Origin of the sequence: Pandoraea cepalis, from assembly GCF_902459665.1 — a bacterium.
Taxonomy (GTDB): domain Bacteria; phylum Pseudomonadota; class Gammaproteobacteria; order Burkholderiales; family Burkholderiaceae; genus Pandoraea; species Pandoraea cepalis.
The window spans coordinates 923300-938905 of sequence record NZ_CABPSL010000001.1 but is presented as its reverse complement, the minus strand read 5'-3'; the positions used below and the strand labels follow the sequence as shown (position 1 = coordinate 938905).

Genomic DNA, 15606 nt, shown 5'->3' with positions numbered 1-15606 from the left:
CAAGTTAATTACTTAACTTACCTATTACTTATGTGAGCCTCAATAAATTTAAAGCTTATCTGCCGAAGCAGACGCACCATTCATCGAGTGCCCACACTTATCGGTTGTCTAGTTTTTAAAGATCAATCGCATCAAACTTCGCTTCGTCGCACACTTACCGCGCCGTCACTTCGTTTTCTGCGTCGCTGCATCTGCAGCAGAGAAGCAAGATTATGTCGCAGCTTCTCGTCGTCGTCAACAGTTTTTTTCGCCTTCTTCGCTCGCCGCCGTAGCGACTCACCAGCTCCAAAACCACCAACCACCGGGCTTTCCAGCCCGTCGCCCCCACCGCTTCGCCGCTTTCGCTGCGTCGCCGTCGTTGCGAGAGACGGAATATTAGACAGGTTCGACCAACCGCGCAAGCCCTTTGTGAAACTTTTTTGAACACGGCGACGCGCCCCTGCCGATTGGCGCCGTGTTCGATGGCCGACACGCGCCCCACCAACGAAAAATGCTTGCACGCCGGAACGGTCTACAAGTGATCCGCAGCCGCGTAGCGCGACGTCGTCCCATGCCATCTTTCTATATATATAGATCGGCTGGTCGCGTCGCCGCTGGAGATGGCGGGATAAATTTCCGGCAAATAACGATGCGCCAAGCGCATACGACGCCCCGGTCGCCCAGTTGAGCGTCGAGCCGTCGATCTGTCGGGAGTTGGTGCGCCAGGAATCGATGTGTCGCGAATCGATGCGTCCGTAGACGGAGCAACAAGATATGAAGGTGCGCGAACCGCGCGCCGTCGATCAGGCGGTCTCTCGGCGATTTCGGCCAATACCGCCGTGATAAAGCGCGGGGGACGTCATGCCCAGCTTGTGCGCCATGATGACGAGATCCGCAAAGGAGCGGGCTTCCATTTTGCGCATGGCATTGCCGCGATGAATCTTGACGGTGACTTCGCTGATGCCCAACTCGTCCGCAATATGTTTGTTCATGCGGCCCGCCGCGACCAACGCCATCACCTCGCGCTCGCGCGGCGAGAGCCGCTGCGCCCGGTCGGCGACGGTCGTGCTCACTTTCTCGCGTGCGAGGCGCAGACGATCCTGCGCGAGCGCGGCGCCCACAGCATCAAGCAACACGCCTGCGCCAAACGGCTTGGTGAGAAAGTCGACCGCCCCCGCCTTCATGCCCTGAACGCTCGTCGTCACATCCGCGTCATCGGCGATGAAGACCACCGGGATCGGATCCCGCATCGCGACAAGGGCGCGCTGCAACGCCAACCCGCTTCCGGCCGCATCGAAATCCATGTCGACCACAAGGCACGCAGGCCCGGCAGTACGTTCGCTCGCAAGGAACGATGCCCCGCACGCAAAGCCGCGCGCACATAGGCCGACAGCGAAGAGCTGCGCGCAAAGTGTGTCTCGGCTCGACGGTTCGTTGTCGACGACGTAGACGGTCGCGGTATCGTTGTCCGAAAGCCCGTTCATGCGGATAGGCAGTGTCATGATTCAGTGCGCACGAGTATACGATAGCCGCGAGACATATCGTTCGACGCCACAGAAAAGCACGAACGTCCGCGCTATTCTCGGCAAACATTGCCGGACGGACTGCGTCAGGAAGGGGACGACGGACGCTAATACGAAGAGACGATAGTCCGAGCAGCATGAACGGCATAGGCTTCGGAAGATCTGCCGCCGTGGCATCACCCCCATGTCCGCATTACCACCGGAGCCCCTCATGTCGAATCCCAAGCTCGAAGTCCTCACCCCGCAAAACAGCCAGCTCATCTTCATCGATCATCAACCGCAGATGGCCTTCGGCGTTCAGTCGATGGATCGTCAAGCACTCAAGAACAACGCGGTCGGTCTGGCCAAAGCCGCGCGCATCTTCAATATTCCGACGACGATCACGACCGTGGAGACGGAATCGTTCTCGGGCTTCACCTATCCGGAACTGCTCGACGTCTTCCCGAACCAGAAGTTGCTGGAACGCACCTCGATGAACTCGTGGGATGACCAGAAGGTGCGCGACGCCCTCGCCGCCAACGGTCGCAAGAAGGTCATCGTCTCTGGCCTGTGGACCGAAGTCTGCAACACCACATTCGCGTTGTGCGCGATGCTTGAAGGCGGCTACGAGATCTATATGGTTGCCGATGCGTCGGGCGGCACATCGAAGGAAGCTCACGACTATGCGATGCAGCGCATGGTGCAGGCGGGTGTCGTGCCCGTGACGTGGCAGCAGGTGCTGCTCGAATGGCAACGAGATTGGGCACATCGCGACTCGTACGATGCCGTGATGAAGCTCGTCAAGGAGCATTCCGGCGCCTACGGTATGGGCGTCGACTACGCTTACACGATGGTCCACAAGGCGGCGCAGCGCACCGCAACGCCGCACGACGCCATCCCGGCCGTGCCCGCTCGCTGACAGGAGGGACGCCATGTCCGCCCCCACCCCCGATCTGATTCTCATCAACGGCAGGTTCGCCACGCTCGATCGCGCCAATCCGCAGGCGGATGCCGTGGCGCTCACCGGCGGGAAGTTCACTGCCGTGGGCACACGCGACGACGTGATGCGTCTGGCCGGCAGCAGCACCGAGGTCATCGACCTGAAAGGCCGCCGCGTCATCCCGGGACTGATCGACAGTCATATGCACATCATCCGGGGCGGTCTGAACTACAACATGGAGCTGCGCTGGGACGGCGTTCGCTCGCTGGCCGACGCCATGCGCATGTTGAAGGCGCAAGTCGACCGTACGCCTGCGCCGCAATGGGTTCGGGTGGTGGGTGGGTTCACCGAGCATCAGTTCGCCGAGAAGCGTCTGCCGACGATCGACGAACTGAATGCCGTTGCCCCCGATACGCCAGTGTTCATTCTGCATCTGTATGACCGTGCGATTCTCAACGGCGCAGCCCTTCGTACGGTGGGCTATACGAAAGACACGCCCAACCCGCCGGGCGGGGAGATCGTGCGCGACGCGTCGGGCAATCCGACCGGGTTGCTGCTGGCCAAGCCGAACGCGACCATTTTGTATGCCACGCTCGCCAAGGGCCCGAAGCTGCCCCCGGACTATCAGAAGAACTCGACGCGCCACTTCATGCGCGAGGTCAACCGGCTCGGCGTGACGGGCGTGATCGACGCGGGCGGCGGGTTCCAGAACTACCCCGAGGACTACGACATCATCGAAGCGCTGCATCGCGAGGGACAGCTCACGGTGCGCCTCGCCTATAACCTGTTCACGCAGAAGCCCAAGGCCGAACTCGCGGATTTCAGTCAGTGGGTCAAGCAAGTCAGCCCCGGCCAGGGCGACGATCTCTATCGTCACAATGGCGCGGGCGAGATGCTCGTGTACACGGCCGCCGATTTCGAGGACTTTCGCGTCGAGCGGCCCGAGATGCCACCATCGATGGAAGGTGATCTCGAGCCGGTCGTGCGGCTGCTTGCGGAAAACCGCTGGCCGTGGCGTCTGCATGCCACCTACGACGAGACCATCTCCCGCGCGCTCGACGTCTATGAAAAGGTCGCGAAGGATGTGCCGTTCGACGGCCTGCATTGGTTCTTCGATCACGCCGAGACCATCAGCGATCGCAACATCGATCGCATCGCGGCCCTGGGCGGCGGCATTGCCGTGCAGCACCGGATGGCCTATCAAGGCGAGTACTTCGTGGAGCGCTATGGCGCGCGTGCGGCCGAAGCCACACCGCCGATCCGCCGCATGCTGGAGCGCGGCGTGAAGGTCGGCGCAGGGACGGACGCGACGCGGGTCGCCTCCTACAACCCGTGGGTCTCGCTTTACTGGCTCGTGACGGGCAAGACCGTGGGTGGGCTGCGCCTGTCCGCGCCGGGCAACCTGCTCGATCGCGACGATGCGCTGCGCCTTTGGACGGAAGCCAACGCATGGTTCTCGTCTGAGGTTGGCAAGAAGGGGCAGATCAAAGTCGGGCAACTCGGCGATCTGGCGGTGCTCTCCGACGACTACTTCAGCGTGCCTGAAGACGAAATCCAGGACATTACGTCGGTGCTTACGTTGCTGGGCGGAAAGGTTGTCTACGGCGACGGCGACTTCGGCGGCCATGCCCCGGAAATTCCGCCGGCCATGCCGGACTGGTCGCCGGCACGGCATGGCGTGGGCTACTCGCCTCGCCAACCGCAAGTGCTTAACGTGAGCGTGAGTTGTGCGTGTGCGACGTCGTGCGGGGTACATGGTCATGCGCATGCGAGGGCGTGGTCGTCCAGTGTGCCGGCGTCTGACGAAAGCGGCTTCTGGGGTGCGCTCGGCTGCTCGTGCTGGGCGTTCTGATCGTTCGGACGGTTCGGAGAATCCTCATGAAGCTATATCTCGTATCGCTCGGCGTCGGCGTGCTCGTCGGCATCATTTACGGCGGTCTCGGCGTGCGTTCCCCGGCACCGCCGGCTGTCGCGCTCATCGGGCTGCTCGGCATGCTGATCGGCGAACAGGTCGTACCGCCGGTCAAGCGACTGCTCGCTGGCGAGCCGGTCAATCTCGTCTGGTTCCATCGCGAATGCGTGCCGAAGATCACCGGCTTGCCCGGGCCAGTGGCGCAACCGACGAAGGAAGCTGCCGAGAGCGACTCGCGCAAGGCTTGATCTGTCGTCGGAGAGGGATAGGTCGCTTGTTGGCGCCCGGCGGGTAACGAACCGCGCAACGCGGAGGGGGTATCGTTTCCCACCGGGCACGTCAAAGGGGGGGGGGCGGCGGCTTACATGCCTATTTCATACTGGCGAATCAACTCACGCACCCGATCCTTGTCCGCATCGGGGATACGATCCAGCCCGATGTATTCCCAGAACTCCTCCGCAGCGGCCATACCCTCCTCACCGTCCGCGAGCAAACACGCCAGCGCATCCGCCCTACGGTTTGGCGGCAGCACGTCGATGCATAGCATCAGCGCATCCATCACGCGTTGCTTCCGGCTGCCTTTAAAGAAGCGGACACTGATGTCGTCGACGAATCGGCACCATGCTTCGGATTGACTACCGGCGTTCGCCGCTTCCCCCCATTGACTCAGAAGTGTTTCGTTCTGCTTCAAAGGCTCGCGGAAAAACGCGAAGTCGACGGCCGGTTCCGGATCTGGCAAGTTCTCCAGGTTACTGACGGACAGAAGCGGCAGCGAGCGTTGTGAGGTGTCGTCACGCGTTCGTACCGCCAATGCCGCCATGGGCGAGCGGAGCCTTCCCGCCGCCTGGAGTCCAACAGCCCGGAGATCTGCGATGAAACGCTCACTCGGGCGATCCAAAGGCCGGTGCTCGGTGCTGGGCACCATCGGTAAGGTGCTGATCGTTGCGGCGCCTACATGATTCATGGACAACCTCCGTGGGTGGTGGGAGATTGCATCCTGCCATCGCCTTGGCGCCACACTTTTCCATACGAGCGGCGGGCTTGCAGTTCTGGCGAACACGCGGCGACCCGATGACAGTCCGCACAATCCCCGAGCCCCCCGCCATGGACCGGTCATTGACTCGATTCGAGAAATCGCGCCACGCCACCGTCGCTTGTTCGCGTGTGTGATTGCTTGCGACGTGAGGCTCCGGCGCGCGACCCGACATCGTGGGCGATTAGCGCACCGGGCCGCGTTGCGACGCCTTAATCGTTCATTTCGGCGTCAGGCTGGATGCCGCCTCGGGATACCGGACCGCCACCGCACCCCGATAGTCGGACTTCACGACATCGATCTTCTTCTGCTGGAGCAGAAACTCGGCCGTCGACTTCAGCGTTTGTGCCGCACCGCCCTTCTCCCCGCACCCAAGCCACTGACATGAGACCTGCTCCGCCAACGTCGGATACTTGTACAGTGCCATTTCTTCTGCCGCGTCGTTGGCATTGCCACCGAGCCCGCGCAGCACTGCCGCCATATTCTTCGAACCGGCCCCCCATGCGTCGGGGTGCTCTATGAAGTCTCGATTCGTCGCGTTCAGCACCGCAATGAACTTGGCCATGAATTCAGGATTGCCGGCCCCGAACGTCTTCGTCACGGCCATGCCCTCAAACGTGCAACGGCCCAGCGCGCATATCTGCCCTGCCGTGATCAATGGCTTTCCGGTGGGCCGGATCCGGCCGAGCGCCGGCCCCCAGATGAAGGCAGCGTCGACGTCGCCTCGCTCCCATGCGGCGGCGGCCTGCGTCGGCGTCATATTGACCAGCTTCACCTGCTGGGTGATGCCCCATTTGTCGAGCATGTACATCAACTGGTAATGGCTTGTGCTGGCCACCGGCACCGCGATGGTTTTGCCCACCAGGTCCTTGGGCGATTGGATGTTCGCCGCGTTACGCACCATGAGCGCCTCGGCGTTGGCGATGTCCTCCAGAATCCAGAACAACTGAATGTCCATTCCGCGGCTGGCTGCCGCCGCCAGCGGGCTCGATCCCAGCACACCGATGTCGATGCTGCCAGACGCCATTGCACTCATCACCGCCGCGCCGGAATCGAACTTCTTCCAGTGGATCTGGTAGCCGGTCGCCTTTTCAAACGCGCCATTCACCATCGCCGCAATCCAGGGGCTGTAGGTCGTCTGATACGCCACGTTGACGACCTTCTCGGCTGCGCGGGCCGGGGCCAATGCGCCACCGCACGCCAACAGAAACACGCCACATACGAACGAACCGACGATTTTTGTCAGGTATTTCATTCCGTCTCTCCCAATTCGGCGTAGCGAGACAGGACTGGCGAGCATCGTGCCCGCCCCCCTCCACGCCCGCCACTGTGGTCAAAGTGATTTGCGGCCGCGAATACTGTCCGCGAGCACACAGAGAATCTCGAACATCAGCGTCGCCCCCACCAGCGCGGTATTGCCGCTCGGGTCGAACGGCGGAGAGACTTCCACGACGTCTCCGCCGATCAGGTTCAAACCTTGGAGCCCGCGAATCATGCGCTGCGCGTCGAGGGTCGTCAGGCCGCCAATTTCCGGCGTTCCGGTGCCTGGGGCGTACACCGGATCCAGGGCGTCGACGTCAAAAGTGACGTAGGTTGCACCGTCGCCGACGACTCGCCGTGCTTCGGCGATGACCCCCTCGACGCCCAACGCGCGGCATTCCTCGATATCAATCACGCGAATGCCCTGTCGCTCACCCCAGTCGTTCTCGCTGTCGTTGTACAACGCGCCCCGAATGCCGATTTGTACCGTGCGCTTGGGATCGAGCAAGCCCTCCTCGATGGCGCGCCGAAACGGCGTGCCGTGGGTGTAGGCGTTATCGCCGAAATATCGATTCCACGTGTCTGTATGCGCATCGAAGTGCACCATGCCCACAGGCCGGTGCTTGGCCACGGCGCGCAAGATCGGCAGCGTCACCAGATGATCGCCGCCGACGGACAGCGGCGCGATGCCGGCATTGCAGACCGCATCGTAAAACGCCGCAATACGCGCAAGGGAATCCATGAGGTCGACCGGGTTCACTGGGGTGTCGCCCAGATCGGCACAATTGCAAAGCTCGAAGGGGTTGATGCCGCTCGCCCGATTGACATTGCGCACCATCGTCGAAAGATCGCGCACCTGGCGCGGCCCATGGCGCGCCCCTGGTCGATTGGTGGTACCACCGTCCCAAGGCACACCGATCAGGCCGACATCCACGGCGCGAATGCTTTCGTCGTCAAGACCGACATAAGGCAACCGCATGAGTGTCGCCAATCCCGAAAACCGAGGCATGACGGTACCGGTAATGGGTGCGAATTTATTTTCTTTCATAGACAATTCCTGGGTGGCAAGGGGTGTCTCGGACTTGATCGCCCGACGCGCACTGGCAAGCGGCACCGAGCGATGCGTGAAGCGAGTGTGTCCGTTGCGCACGTCCCATGGAATCCCGATTGTTCGAACTTTAGTTTGGTATTTTCCGAAGCATTACCGCCACCCTTGCGTGCCGATCCCTCGTTTGCCTGGCCCATGAGTCCATCGTCATGATCAAAGTAACTGACTTCGATCTGCGTCTGCTGCGTATATTCAAAACAGTGTCGGACTGCGGCGGCTTCTCGGCGGCGGAGTCTGCGCTGAACATGAACCTGTCGACCATCAGTACGCATATGGCCGACCTGGAAGCACGCCTGGGCATTCGCCTTTGCGAGCGCGGGCGCCGTGGCTTCCGGCTGACGGAAGAAGGCCACTCACTTTATCGAGCCGCGGAGCGGCTGCTCGAGTCTGTCGAGGTGTTCCGCACGGACATTGGGGAAATACGCGGTCAGATCAGCGGCGAGTTGGCGATTGGCGTCGTCGACAATACGATTACCGATGCGCAATCGCACATTGCACGCGCCATCGGCATGCTCAAGCAACAAAGTCGAGATCTGGAGATCAGATTGGAGATCAAGTCGCCCAGGGAAATCGAGGCCGGGGTGTTGGAGAGAAAGCTTCATCTCGGCATCGGACCGTTTCGAGATACGCAACCGGGCCTGATCTATGAGCCGCTGTATCGAGAGGAAATTCAGCTTTATTGCGGCGCGGGGCATCCGCTCTTCGCACTGGCGCCCGATGACGTTGACATGCAGAGCCTGAGTGGTCTCGACTATGTCGCGCGGGGATATTTACGGGAGACGAAAGAGTTCGGCATCCTCACGAACCTCAAGGTCGGCGCGAGCGTTTTTCACATGGAGGCCGTCGCCACGCTCATTCTTTCGGGAAAGTTTGTCGGCTACCTGCCCACGCACTACGCGCAGCATTGGATCCGGCAAGACCTGATGCGGTCATTACGCCCGGATCACCTTACCCACCACGCCGAGTTTCGACTCATTACCCGAAAGGACCGCGAGACGACTGTCGCTGCACGGGCATTCCTGGATGCGTTGCGCGGCGGAGCAAATGGCAAGTGAAGATGGCGCAGTTCGCACACCATGACGGTGATGTTGCTGTCTGGCGCACGTTAAATCACGGCGTCAGGCATATGAGCCGCCAACGTACAAAGGGCTTCCACTCGGGAAGCCCTTTGTTTATCCGTGGCGGAGAGAGGGGGATTCGAACCCCCGATAGGCTATTAACCTATACACGCTTTCCAGGCGTGCGACTTAAACCGCTCATCCATCTCTCCTGAAGGTCGCGAATTATAGCAGATCATCGGCAACATCCCATACCCTTTCGCACGAACCCCGCCAAAAATGCTTCCGCCACGCATCGTTACGGGCGGCGAAGATGGTCCACCAGATGTCGATCGCGCTCGCTCGGACGCCCACCCAGCAAGCTGAATAGGATCGCCACCGCAAACCCCGCCGGCACCCCGAACGCCCCCGCCGAAATCGGATCCACCCCCCACCAGCGCGCCCCAACAAACCCCGTCAAACGCGTGAAGAACGGATACGTCGTCACAATGTAATACACACACACCAGCAACCCACTCACCATCCCCGCCGTCGCCCCCAGCCGTGTCGTACGCTTCCAAAACACCCCCAGCACCAACGCCGGGAATAAGCACGACGCCGCCAACGAAAACGCCGCCCCCACCAGGAACAAAATGTTCCCCAGATTCAGCGACGTCACATACGACGCAAACATCGCCACGCACAACAACAAGATCTTCGACGTCGTCACCCGCTTCTGGCTCGACGCATTGCGATCCACCATGTGAAAGTAGACGTCGTGCGACAACGCGTTCGCAATCGTCAGCAGTAACCCGTCCGCCGTCGACAACACCGCCGCCAACGCCCCCGCCGCCACCAGCCCCGATATGACGTACGGTAGTCCCGCAATCTCCGGCCCCGCCAACACCAGCATGTCCGGCTGCATCCATATCTCGCCCCACTGCACCACGCCGTCGCGGTACACATCCGAGATATCGAGCTGCACCGGCGTCGCATGCCGCCACTGCATCACCCACCCCGGCAGATTCTCATATCGCGCCCCGACCAGATGCAGCAGCACGTCGTACTTGAGCATCACCGCCAGCGCCGGCGCACTCACATACAGCAGTGCCACGAAGAACCGCGTCCACCCCACGGAACTACGCGCGCCCTGCACCGTCGCCGTCGTCCCATACCGCGTCAAGATGTGCGGCAAGCTCGCCGTGCCGATCATCAGGCACACCATCAGCAACAGAAAGTTCAAGCGCTGCGCGTTGCGCGTAGCGTCGTCGTGCGCCGGGAACGGCTCCGTCATCGCGTGCTGCGGCTCACTGCGCTCCACATACTGATTGCGCATCTCCAGCCAACGGTTCTGCGCCTCGCCGACGTCGCGCGGGAACGCCTCCAGCTTCGCTTCCAGCACCTTCACGTCGCGCAACGGCCCGTTGCGACGCTTCGTATCCAGTAACTGCCGCTCCAGCTCCGCACGCTCACCATAAAAGCTGTCCGGTAAGCCGTCCAACCGACGCTGCATCTGCTCCGCCTGATCACGGTAGTAATCACGCACCTCGCGCTCAGGCACCGACTGCTGTATCTGGCGCTCCAGCGCCTCGACTTTCGCCAACGCCGTGCCATAGCTGAATTGCGGAAACCAACCGTTACCCGTCTGATGGCCGATCATGGCCGTCGGCACCAGAAACGCCGTGATCATGATGATGTACTGCGCCACCTGCGTCCACGTCACGGCGCGCATGCCCCCCAGGAACGAGCACACGAGAATGCCCGCCAACCCAAAGAAAATGCCAATGGTGAATTCCACACCGATGAATCTCGACGCGATCAGTCCCACGCCTTGAATCTGGGCCACCAGATAGACGAATGAACACAGAATCGTCGAGAAGACCCCCAACGCCCGAACCACGTTGCTGTCGTAGCGCGTGCCAAGAAAGTCCGGCACCGTGTAGCGCCCCATCTTGCGCAAATACGGCGCAAGCAGGAACGCCACCAGACAGTACCCGCCGGTCCATCCCATGACGTACGCCAGGCCATCGTAGCCCGACACGTAAAGCGACCCCGCCAACCCCATGAACGACGCCGCGCTCATCCAGTCCGCCGCGCATGCCATGCCATTGAACACCGGCGGCACACGACGCCCCGCAACGTAGTACTCGGCAGCGTCCGACGTCCTAGAGATCAGGCCAATTACGGCGTAAACGGCAATCGTCACGAACAGGAACGCGTAGCCGATCCACACGCCCGGGCCGTTGACCCGCTCGAGCAGCCCCATCATCAACACGAACGCCAGGAAGCCCGCCGTGTAATAGAGGTAGTAGCGCAGCATTCTGCGCGTGAAACTCATCGGGATGTCGGCGCCGACGTGACGCGAGAGGGAGCGAGAGAGGAAGCGCTTCGCGATGCCGCAGACGCCGCAGCGTTGTTCATTCCGTCGCGATCCAGGCCGAGACTTTCGCGATGCGCATCGCGCAACGCATTCAGCTCACGATGGTAGCGCGCGTCATTGCGCCGTTGCAGCCACGCGTAGGCGACGATCAGGCCGATGTCGACCAGAATCGAACCCTGGGCGCCCATGTAGAACGGCAGCGGCCACCCGGCAAATCGCGTCTCGGCCCATTCGCGCGCCCAGAACTGCGGCACGAATGTCACCACGAAGCCGATCGCCATGAGCACGGCTACCCAACGCAATGTCCTGCGCCAGTGGCGCGCCGCAATGCCGGCGGCTGCCCCATGCCAGTCGACATCGGGCAGCGAGCCACCGGCAGCAAGCCCCGGCGGCCGGCTGACGCCCACCGCGTCGGCCTTGCCGGCCGAGCCGGTCTGCGAGCGATTTGCCATAGCCCCGCCGCGGAACCCGCGCTTACTGCGCCTGCTTGAGCTGCTCCAGAATGGCCGGATTCTCTAGCGTAGACGTGTCCTGCGTAATCTCCTCACCCTTGGCAATCACGCGAAGCAAACGGCGCATGATCTTGCCCGAACGAGTCTTCGGCAGGTTGTCTCCAAAGCGAATGTCCTTCGGCTTGGCGATCGGCCCGATCTCCTTGCCCACCCAATTACGCAGTTCAACGGCCAGTTGCTTGGCTTCGTCGCCCGTCGGGCGCGAACGCTTGAGCACCACGAACGCCACGATCGCCTCGCCCGTGGTGTCGTCGGGGCGCCCCACGACCGCCGCTTCGGCCACGAGAGGGTTGGCGACAAGCGCCGACTCGATTTCCATCGTGCCCATGCGGTGGCCCGAGACGTTCAGCACGTCGTCGATTCGGCCCATGATCGTGAAGTAGCCCGTCTTGGCGTCGCGAATCGAGCCATCCCCCGCCAGATAGATCTTGCCGCCCAACTCCGACGGGAAGTAGCTCGACTTGTAACGCTCCGGATCGCCCCAGATCGTGCGAATCATCGCCGGCCACGGACGCTTGATCACCAGCATGCCGCCCTGACCGTTGGGCACGTCCTGCCCGGTTTCGTCGACGATGGCCACCGCAACGCCCGGCAGACCCAGCGTGCACGACCCCGGCACCAGCGGCGTGGCACCCGGCAGCGGCGTAATCACGTGTCCGCCCGTCTCCGTCTGCCACCACGTGTCGACGATCGGGCAACGCCCGCCGCCAACGTTTTCGTAATACCACATCCACGCCTCCGGATTGATCGGCTCGCCGACCGACCCGAGAATGCGCAGCGACGACAGGTCGTACTGTTTCGGATGCACCGCGGGCGTCTGGTCGGCCGCCTTGATCAAAGAACGGATCGCCGTCGGCGCCGTATAGAACACGGTCACCTTGTGACGCCCGATCATCTCCCAGAACCGCCCCGCATTCGGGTACGTGGGCACGCCTTCGAACACGATCTGCGTCGCGCCCACCGCCAACGGACCATAAGCGATGTACGTGTGACCAGTGATCCAGCCAATGTCGGCCGTGCACCAGAAAACGTCGTCGGGCTTGATGTCGAAGGTCCACTGCATGGTGAGCGACGCCCACAGCAGATAGCCACCGGTGCTGTGCTGCACACCCTTCGGCTTGCCCGTCGAGCCCGACGTATAGAGGATGAAAAGCGGATGCTCCGCGCTGACCCACTCCGGTTCGCACTGATCCGATTGACCGGCGACGAGATCTTGCAGCACTTCGTCACGACCTGGGTGCATCGTCACATTGCCGCCCGTGCGACGGTAGACAATCACGGACTTCACATGGTCGCAGCCGCCCATCGCGAGCGCTTCGTCGACGATGGCCTTCAAGGGCAGCGCCTTGCCGCCCCGCATCTGCTCGTCGGCAGTGACGATCGCCACCGCCCCGGCGTCAATCACGCGCTCGTTGAGCGACTTGGCCGAGAAGCCGCCGAAGACGACCGAATGCGTCGCGCCGATACGCGCGCACGCCTGCATGGCGACCACGCCTTCGATCGACATCGGCATATAGATGACCACGCGGTCGCCCTTCTTCACTCCCTTGGCCTTGAGCGCATTGGCGAAGCGGCTCACGCGCGCGAGCAGGTCGCGATAGGTGACCGGGGTCACCGTGCCATCGTCTGCCTCGAATAGAATGGCCGTCTTCTCGCCCAGGCCCGCTTCAATCTGGCGATCCAGACAGTTATAGGAAGCGTTGATCTGACCGTCGGCGAACCACGTATAGAACGGCGCGTTGGTCTCGTCGAGGACTTGCGTGAACGGCTTGTGCCAGGCCAGATTTTCGCGTGCCTGGCGCGCCCAGAATCCCTCGTAATCCTTGTCGGCCTCGGCGCACAGCGCCTCATAGGCGGGCATGCCGGAGATCTTCGCTTGGGCGACGAGCGCCTGCGGCGGCGCGAAGACGCGCTGCTCCTGCAATACCGATTCGATTGCTGCCATGAGTTGTCCCCTCTTATAGATATGCAAAAACCATTGCAATCAAGCCCAAACAGATCGCTAACGTCACATTAAGACGAGCGACTTACTAACGCCTTACACTGGCGCACGCGACGTCGTCGCGCCGCGCGCGGGACTCGCGCGAACGCGCACCCGTAGGGCGTCAGACTGTGGCGAATTCGCTACAATCCTACCCGCATCCCCCCCGACTCGCCACCCCGGACTCGCACGGAGCGCCCGTGAATTCGACATCTCCGTTCCAACCACCCACGCCGTCGCCCCCGACGGGGTCACCCGCCGACCGCCTGTTTGCGCGTTTTCCGAGTTTCGCGCTGGCACTGGCGATGACCTTCGTGGGCACCAACGTCGGCATCGGCAAGACCATGGTCGCCGTCATGCCGGTGGCCGCCTTCGCGCTGTGGCGCTTCGTGATCGCCATCGTCGCCCTCGCGCCCCGCTACCGTCCGTCGGCCATGCGACGCGTCACGCGCCCCCAATGGCGCAACCTTTTCGTGCAAACGTTCTTCGGCACGTTTCTCTTTACCTTGCTCATGCTCTCGGGCGTACGGATGACGACGGCCACCGCCGCCGGGGTCATCACCGCGACGCTGCCGGCCTGTGTCGCCCTGCTGTCGTGGGGCGTGCTGCGCGAACGGCCGTCACGACGCACGCTGGTGAGCATCGGACTGGCGATTGCCGGGGTCGCCCTGCTCAACCTGTCGCGCGGCGACACGCACAGCGCCAGCGCCCCGGGCGCCGCCGGCAACGCCTGGCTGGGCAACCTGCTCGTGCTCGGCGCCGTGGTCTGCGAAGCCATTTACGTGATCGTCTCGAAACGGCTCGCCGCCGAACTCGCCGCCATCGATATCTGCGCCTACACCCACCTGATCGGCGGCGCGCTGATGCTCCCCTTCGGCGTGGCGGGCCTGATGGCCGTGAACTACGCAGCGCTGACGCCCGGGCATTGGGCGCTCATCGTCTGGTACGGACTCGCCGCCAGTGTCTTCTCGTTTTTCCTGTGGATGCGCGGCATTCGGCACGTCAGCGCTCAACTCGCGGGGGTTTTCACCGCCATGGTGCCCGTGGCGGCGACCGCGTACGGCGTGATCTTCCTCGGCGAGCGGCTGGCCGCCGCCCAAGGCGCCGCGCTGGCCCTGACCGTCGCCGGGATCGTGCTCGCCGCGTTGCCGCGCGCCGGTTCACGCAAGACGCTATTGCCCGCCCGAGATTGAATCGGACACAGCGCCTGCGGCCAGACGTTGTAAAATGCCCGCCAAGCCGAATGTCGCGACGCGATATCCGTCACGGGCAAGCCAGTCGCCGTATCGCCCGATGTCCTTCTATTTGATTTGCGTATCCAATAATTCCGGTCTGCCGCGGCAAGCGCCGACCACTGTCACCATTTCGTCAAAACCGCCATGTCGACTCCCGGCCGCCCGTCCGACGCGCCGATGCGCCCCCTGCCCCGCATCATCTTCTTCAGCCGTTGGCTCCAACTGCCGTTGTATCTGGGGCTGATTGCCGCGCAAGGCGTCTACGTCTACAAGTTCCTGGCCGAACTCTGGCACCTGATCTCGCACGCCACGACGTTCGACGAAACGCAGATCATGCTCGTTGTGCTCGGCCTGATCGACGTGGTGATGATCTCGAACCTGCTCATCATGGTCATCATCGGCGGCTACGAGACGTTCGTCTCGCGCCTCGGTGTCGAAGGCCATCCGGACGAGCCGGAGTGGCTCGATCATGTGAACGCCGGCGTGCTCAAGGTGAAGCTGTCGATGGCGCTCATCAGTATTTCGTCGATCCACCTGCTCAAGACCTTTATCGATGCCGCCCAGCAAACGCCCCACACGATCATGTGGCAGGTGATCATTCATTGTGTCTTCCTGCTTTCCGCCGTCGTCATGGCCGTCGTCAACAAGTTGACGAACGAGAGCCACGCCCCGGCGTACGCGACCCCGCAAGTCATTACCCCTATCCGTCCCCACTAAGTCGAGAGCC

General features: G+C 62.3%; 13 protein-coding genes and 1 tRNA gene. 6 read left to right on the top strand and 8 right to left on the bottom strand.

Going from position 1 to position 15606, the window contains the following annotated elements:
- Positions 1–782: 782 nt before the first annotated feature.
- Positions 783–1481, bottom strand: a complete 699-nt coding sequence (locus tag PCE31106_RS04370) for a response regulator transcription factor (RefSeq protein ID WP_254440895.1) — start codon at positions 1479–1481, stop codon at positions 783–785.
- A 232-nt stretch (positions 1482–1713) separates the two neighbouring features.
- On the opposite strand from PCE31106_RS04370, the gene PCE31106_RS04365 reads away from it, so the two are divergent.
- From PCE31106_RS04365 to PCE31106_RS04355, 3 genes are read left to right on the top strand one after another with little or no spacing between them, the layout of a single operon-like run.
- On the top strand, positions 1714–2400 hold the full coding sequence (locus tag PCE31106_RS04365) for a hydrolase (protein ID WP_017231634.1): 687 nt from the start codon (positions 1714–1716) through the stop codon (positions 2398–2400).
- A 13-nt stretch (positions 2401–2413) separates the two neighbouring features.
- A complete protein-coding gene (locus PCE31106_RS04360; protein ID WP_150562491.1) occupies positions 2414–4273 on the top strand; it encodes an amidohydrolase in 1860 nt (619 codons plus the stop codon).
- Positions 4274–4299: 26 nt separating this feature from the next.
- Positions 4300–4581: a XapX domain-containing protein gene (locus PCE31106_RS04355; protein WP_017231632.1), complete on the top strand. Its 282-nt coding sequence runs from the start codon at positions 4300–4302 to the stop codon at positions 4579–4581.
- Between the two features lie 113 nt (positions 4582–4694).
- Here the strand turns inward: PCE31106_RS04355 and PCE31106_RS04350 are convergent, their stop codons facing one another.
- From PCE31106_RS04350 to speB, 3 genes are all read right to left on the bottom strand, one after another.
- Positions 4695–5297 (bottom strand): hypothetical protein, encoded by a 603-nt coding sequence (locus PCE31106_RS04350; protein ID WP_150562490.1) that lies wholly within the window; start codon positions 5295–5297, stop codon positions 4695–4697.
- A 289-nt stretch (positions 5298–5586) separates the two neighbouring features.
- Complete coding sequence (tauA, locus tag PCE31106_RS04345; protein WP_150562489.1) at positions 5587–6621, bottom strand: taurine ABC transporter substrate-binding protein; 1035 nt, start codon at positions 6619–6621, stop codon at positions 5587–5589.
- A gap of 78 nt (positions 6622–6699) precedes the next feature.
- Positions 6700–7674, bottom strand: a complete 975-nt coding sequence (gene speB, locus PCE31106_RS04340) for an agmatinase (protein ID WP_150562488.1) — start codon at positions 7672–7674, stop codon at positions 6700–6702.
- 209 nt (positions 7675–7883) lie between these two features.
- Between speB and PCE31106_RS04335 the strand changes: the two genes are divergently transcribed.
- Positions 7884–8789: a LysR family transcriptional regulator gene (locus tag PCE31106_RS04335; protein WP_017231628.1), complete on the top strand. Its 906-nt coding sequence runs from the start codon at positions 7884–7886 to the stop codon at positions 8787–8789.
- A 124-nt stretch (positions 8790–8913) separates the two neighbouring features.
- Here PCE31106_RS04335 and PCE31106_RS04330 read toward each other — a convergent pair.
- The 4 genes from PCE31106_RS04330 to acs form a co-directional block, all read right to left on the bottom strand.
- Positions 8914–9004: transfer RNA gene (locus PCE31106_RS04330), tRNA-Ser, on the bottom strand.
- Positions 9005–9090: 86 nt separating this feature from the next.
- On the bottom strand, positions 9091–11109 hold the full coding sequence (locus PCE31106_RS04325; RefSeq protein ID WP_174974939.1) for a sodium:solute symporter family protein: 2019 nt from the start codon (positions 11107–11109) through the stop codon (positions 9091–9093).
- The gene (locus PCE31106_RS04320; RefSeq protein ID WP_150562487.1) at positions 11106–11603 is read right to left on the bottom strand and encodes a DUF4212 domain-containing protein; all 498 of its coding nucleotides are present in this window, start codon (positions 11601–11603) and stop codon (positions 11106–11108) included. The genes PCE31106_RS04325 and PCE31106_RS04320 overlap by 4 nt, the downstream gene beginning before the upstream one ends.
- 22 nt (positions 11604–11625) lie before the next feature.
- The gene (gene acs / locus PCE31106_RS04315) at positions 11626–13608 is read right to left on the bottom strand and encodes an acetate--CoA ligase (RefSeq protein ID WP_150562486.1); all 1983 of its coding nucleotides are present in this window, start codon (positions 13606–13608) and stop codon (positions 11626–11628) included.
- Positions 13609–13910: 302 nt separating this feature from the next.
- On the opposite strand from acs, the gene PCE31106_RS04310 reads away from it, so the two are divergent.
- Both PCE31106_RS04310 and PCE31106_RS04305 read left to right on the top strand, forming a co-directional pair.
- Entirely contained in the window at positions 13911–14837 is a 927-nt protein-coding gene (locus PCE31106_RS04310) for a DMT family transporter (RefSeq protein ID WP_302476042.1), read from the top strand.
- A gap of 186 nt (positions 14838–15023) precedes the next feature.
- Complete coding sequence (locus PCE31106_RS04305) at positions 15024–15596, top strand: TIGR00645 family protein (RefSeq protein ID WP_017233120.1); 573 nt, start codon at positions 15024–15026, stop codon at positions 15594–15596.
- Positions 15597–15606 lie beyond the last annotated feature (10 nt).

What these genes read in the sequence shown, in the direction of transcription:
- PCE31106_RS04320 (WP_150562487.1), bottom strand. Translation starts at nt 11,603, where the DNA reads ATGGCAAATCGCTCGCAGACCGGCTCGGCCGGCAAGGCCGACGCGGTG.
- tauA (WP_150562489.1), bottom strand. Translation starts at nt 6,621, where the DNA reads ATGAAATACCTGACAAAAATCGTCGGTTCGTTCGTATGTGGCGTGTTT.
- PCE31106_RS04355 (WP_017231632.1), top strand. Translation starts at nt 4,300, where the DNA reads ATGAAGCTATATCTCGTATCGCTCGGCGTCGGCGTGCTCGTCGGCATC.
- acs (WP_150562486.1), bottom strand. Translation starts at nt 13,608, where the DNA reads ATGGCAGCAATCGAATCGGTATTGCAGGAGCAGCGCGTCTTCGCGCCG.
- PCE31106_RS04305 (WP_017233120.1), top strand. Translation starts at nt 15,024, where the DNA reads ATGTCGACTCCCGGCCGCCCGTCCGACGCGCCGATGCGCCCCCTGCCC.
- speB (WP_150562488.1), bottom strand. Translation starts at nt 7,674, where the DNA reads ATGAAAGAAAATAAATTCGCACCCATTACCGGTACCGTCATGCCTCGG.
- PCE31106_RS04370 (WP_254440895.1), bottom strand. Translation starts at nt 1,481, where the DNA reads ATGACACTGCCTATCCGCATGAACGGGCTTTCGGACAACGATACCGCG.
- PCE31106_RS04335 (WP_017231628.1), top strand. Translation starts at nt 7,884, where the DNA reads ATGATCAAAGTAACTGACTTCGATCTGCGTCTGCTGCGTATATTCAAA.
- PCE31106_RS04365 (WP_017231634.1), top strand. Translation starts at nt 1,714, where the DNA reads ATGTCGAATCCCAAGCTCGAAGTCCTCACCCCGCAAAACAGCCAGCTC.
- PCE31106_RS04360 (WP_150562491.1), top strand. Translation starts at nt 2,414, where the DNA reads ATGTCCGCCCCCACCCCCGATCTGATTCTCATCAACGGCAGGTTCGCC.
- PCE31106_RS04350 (WP_150562490.1), bottom strand. Translation starts at nt 5,297, where the DNA reads ATGAATCATGTAGGCGCCGCAACGATCAGCACCTTACCGATGGTGCCC.
- PCE31106_RS04325 (WP_174974939.1), bottom strand. Translation starts at nt 11,109, where the DNA reads ATGAGTTTCACGCGCAGAATGCTGCGCTACTACCTCTATTACACGGCG.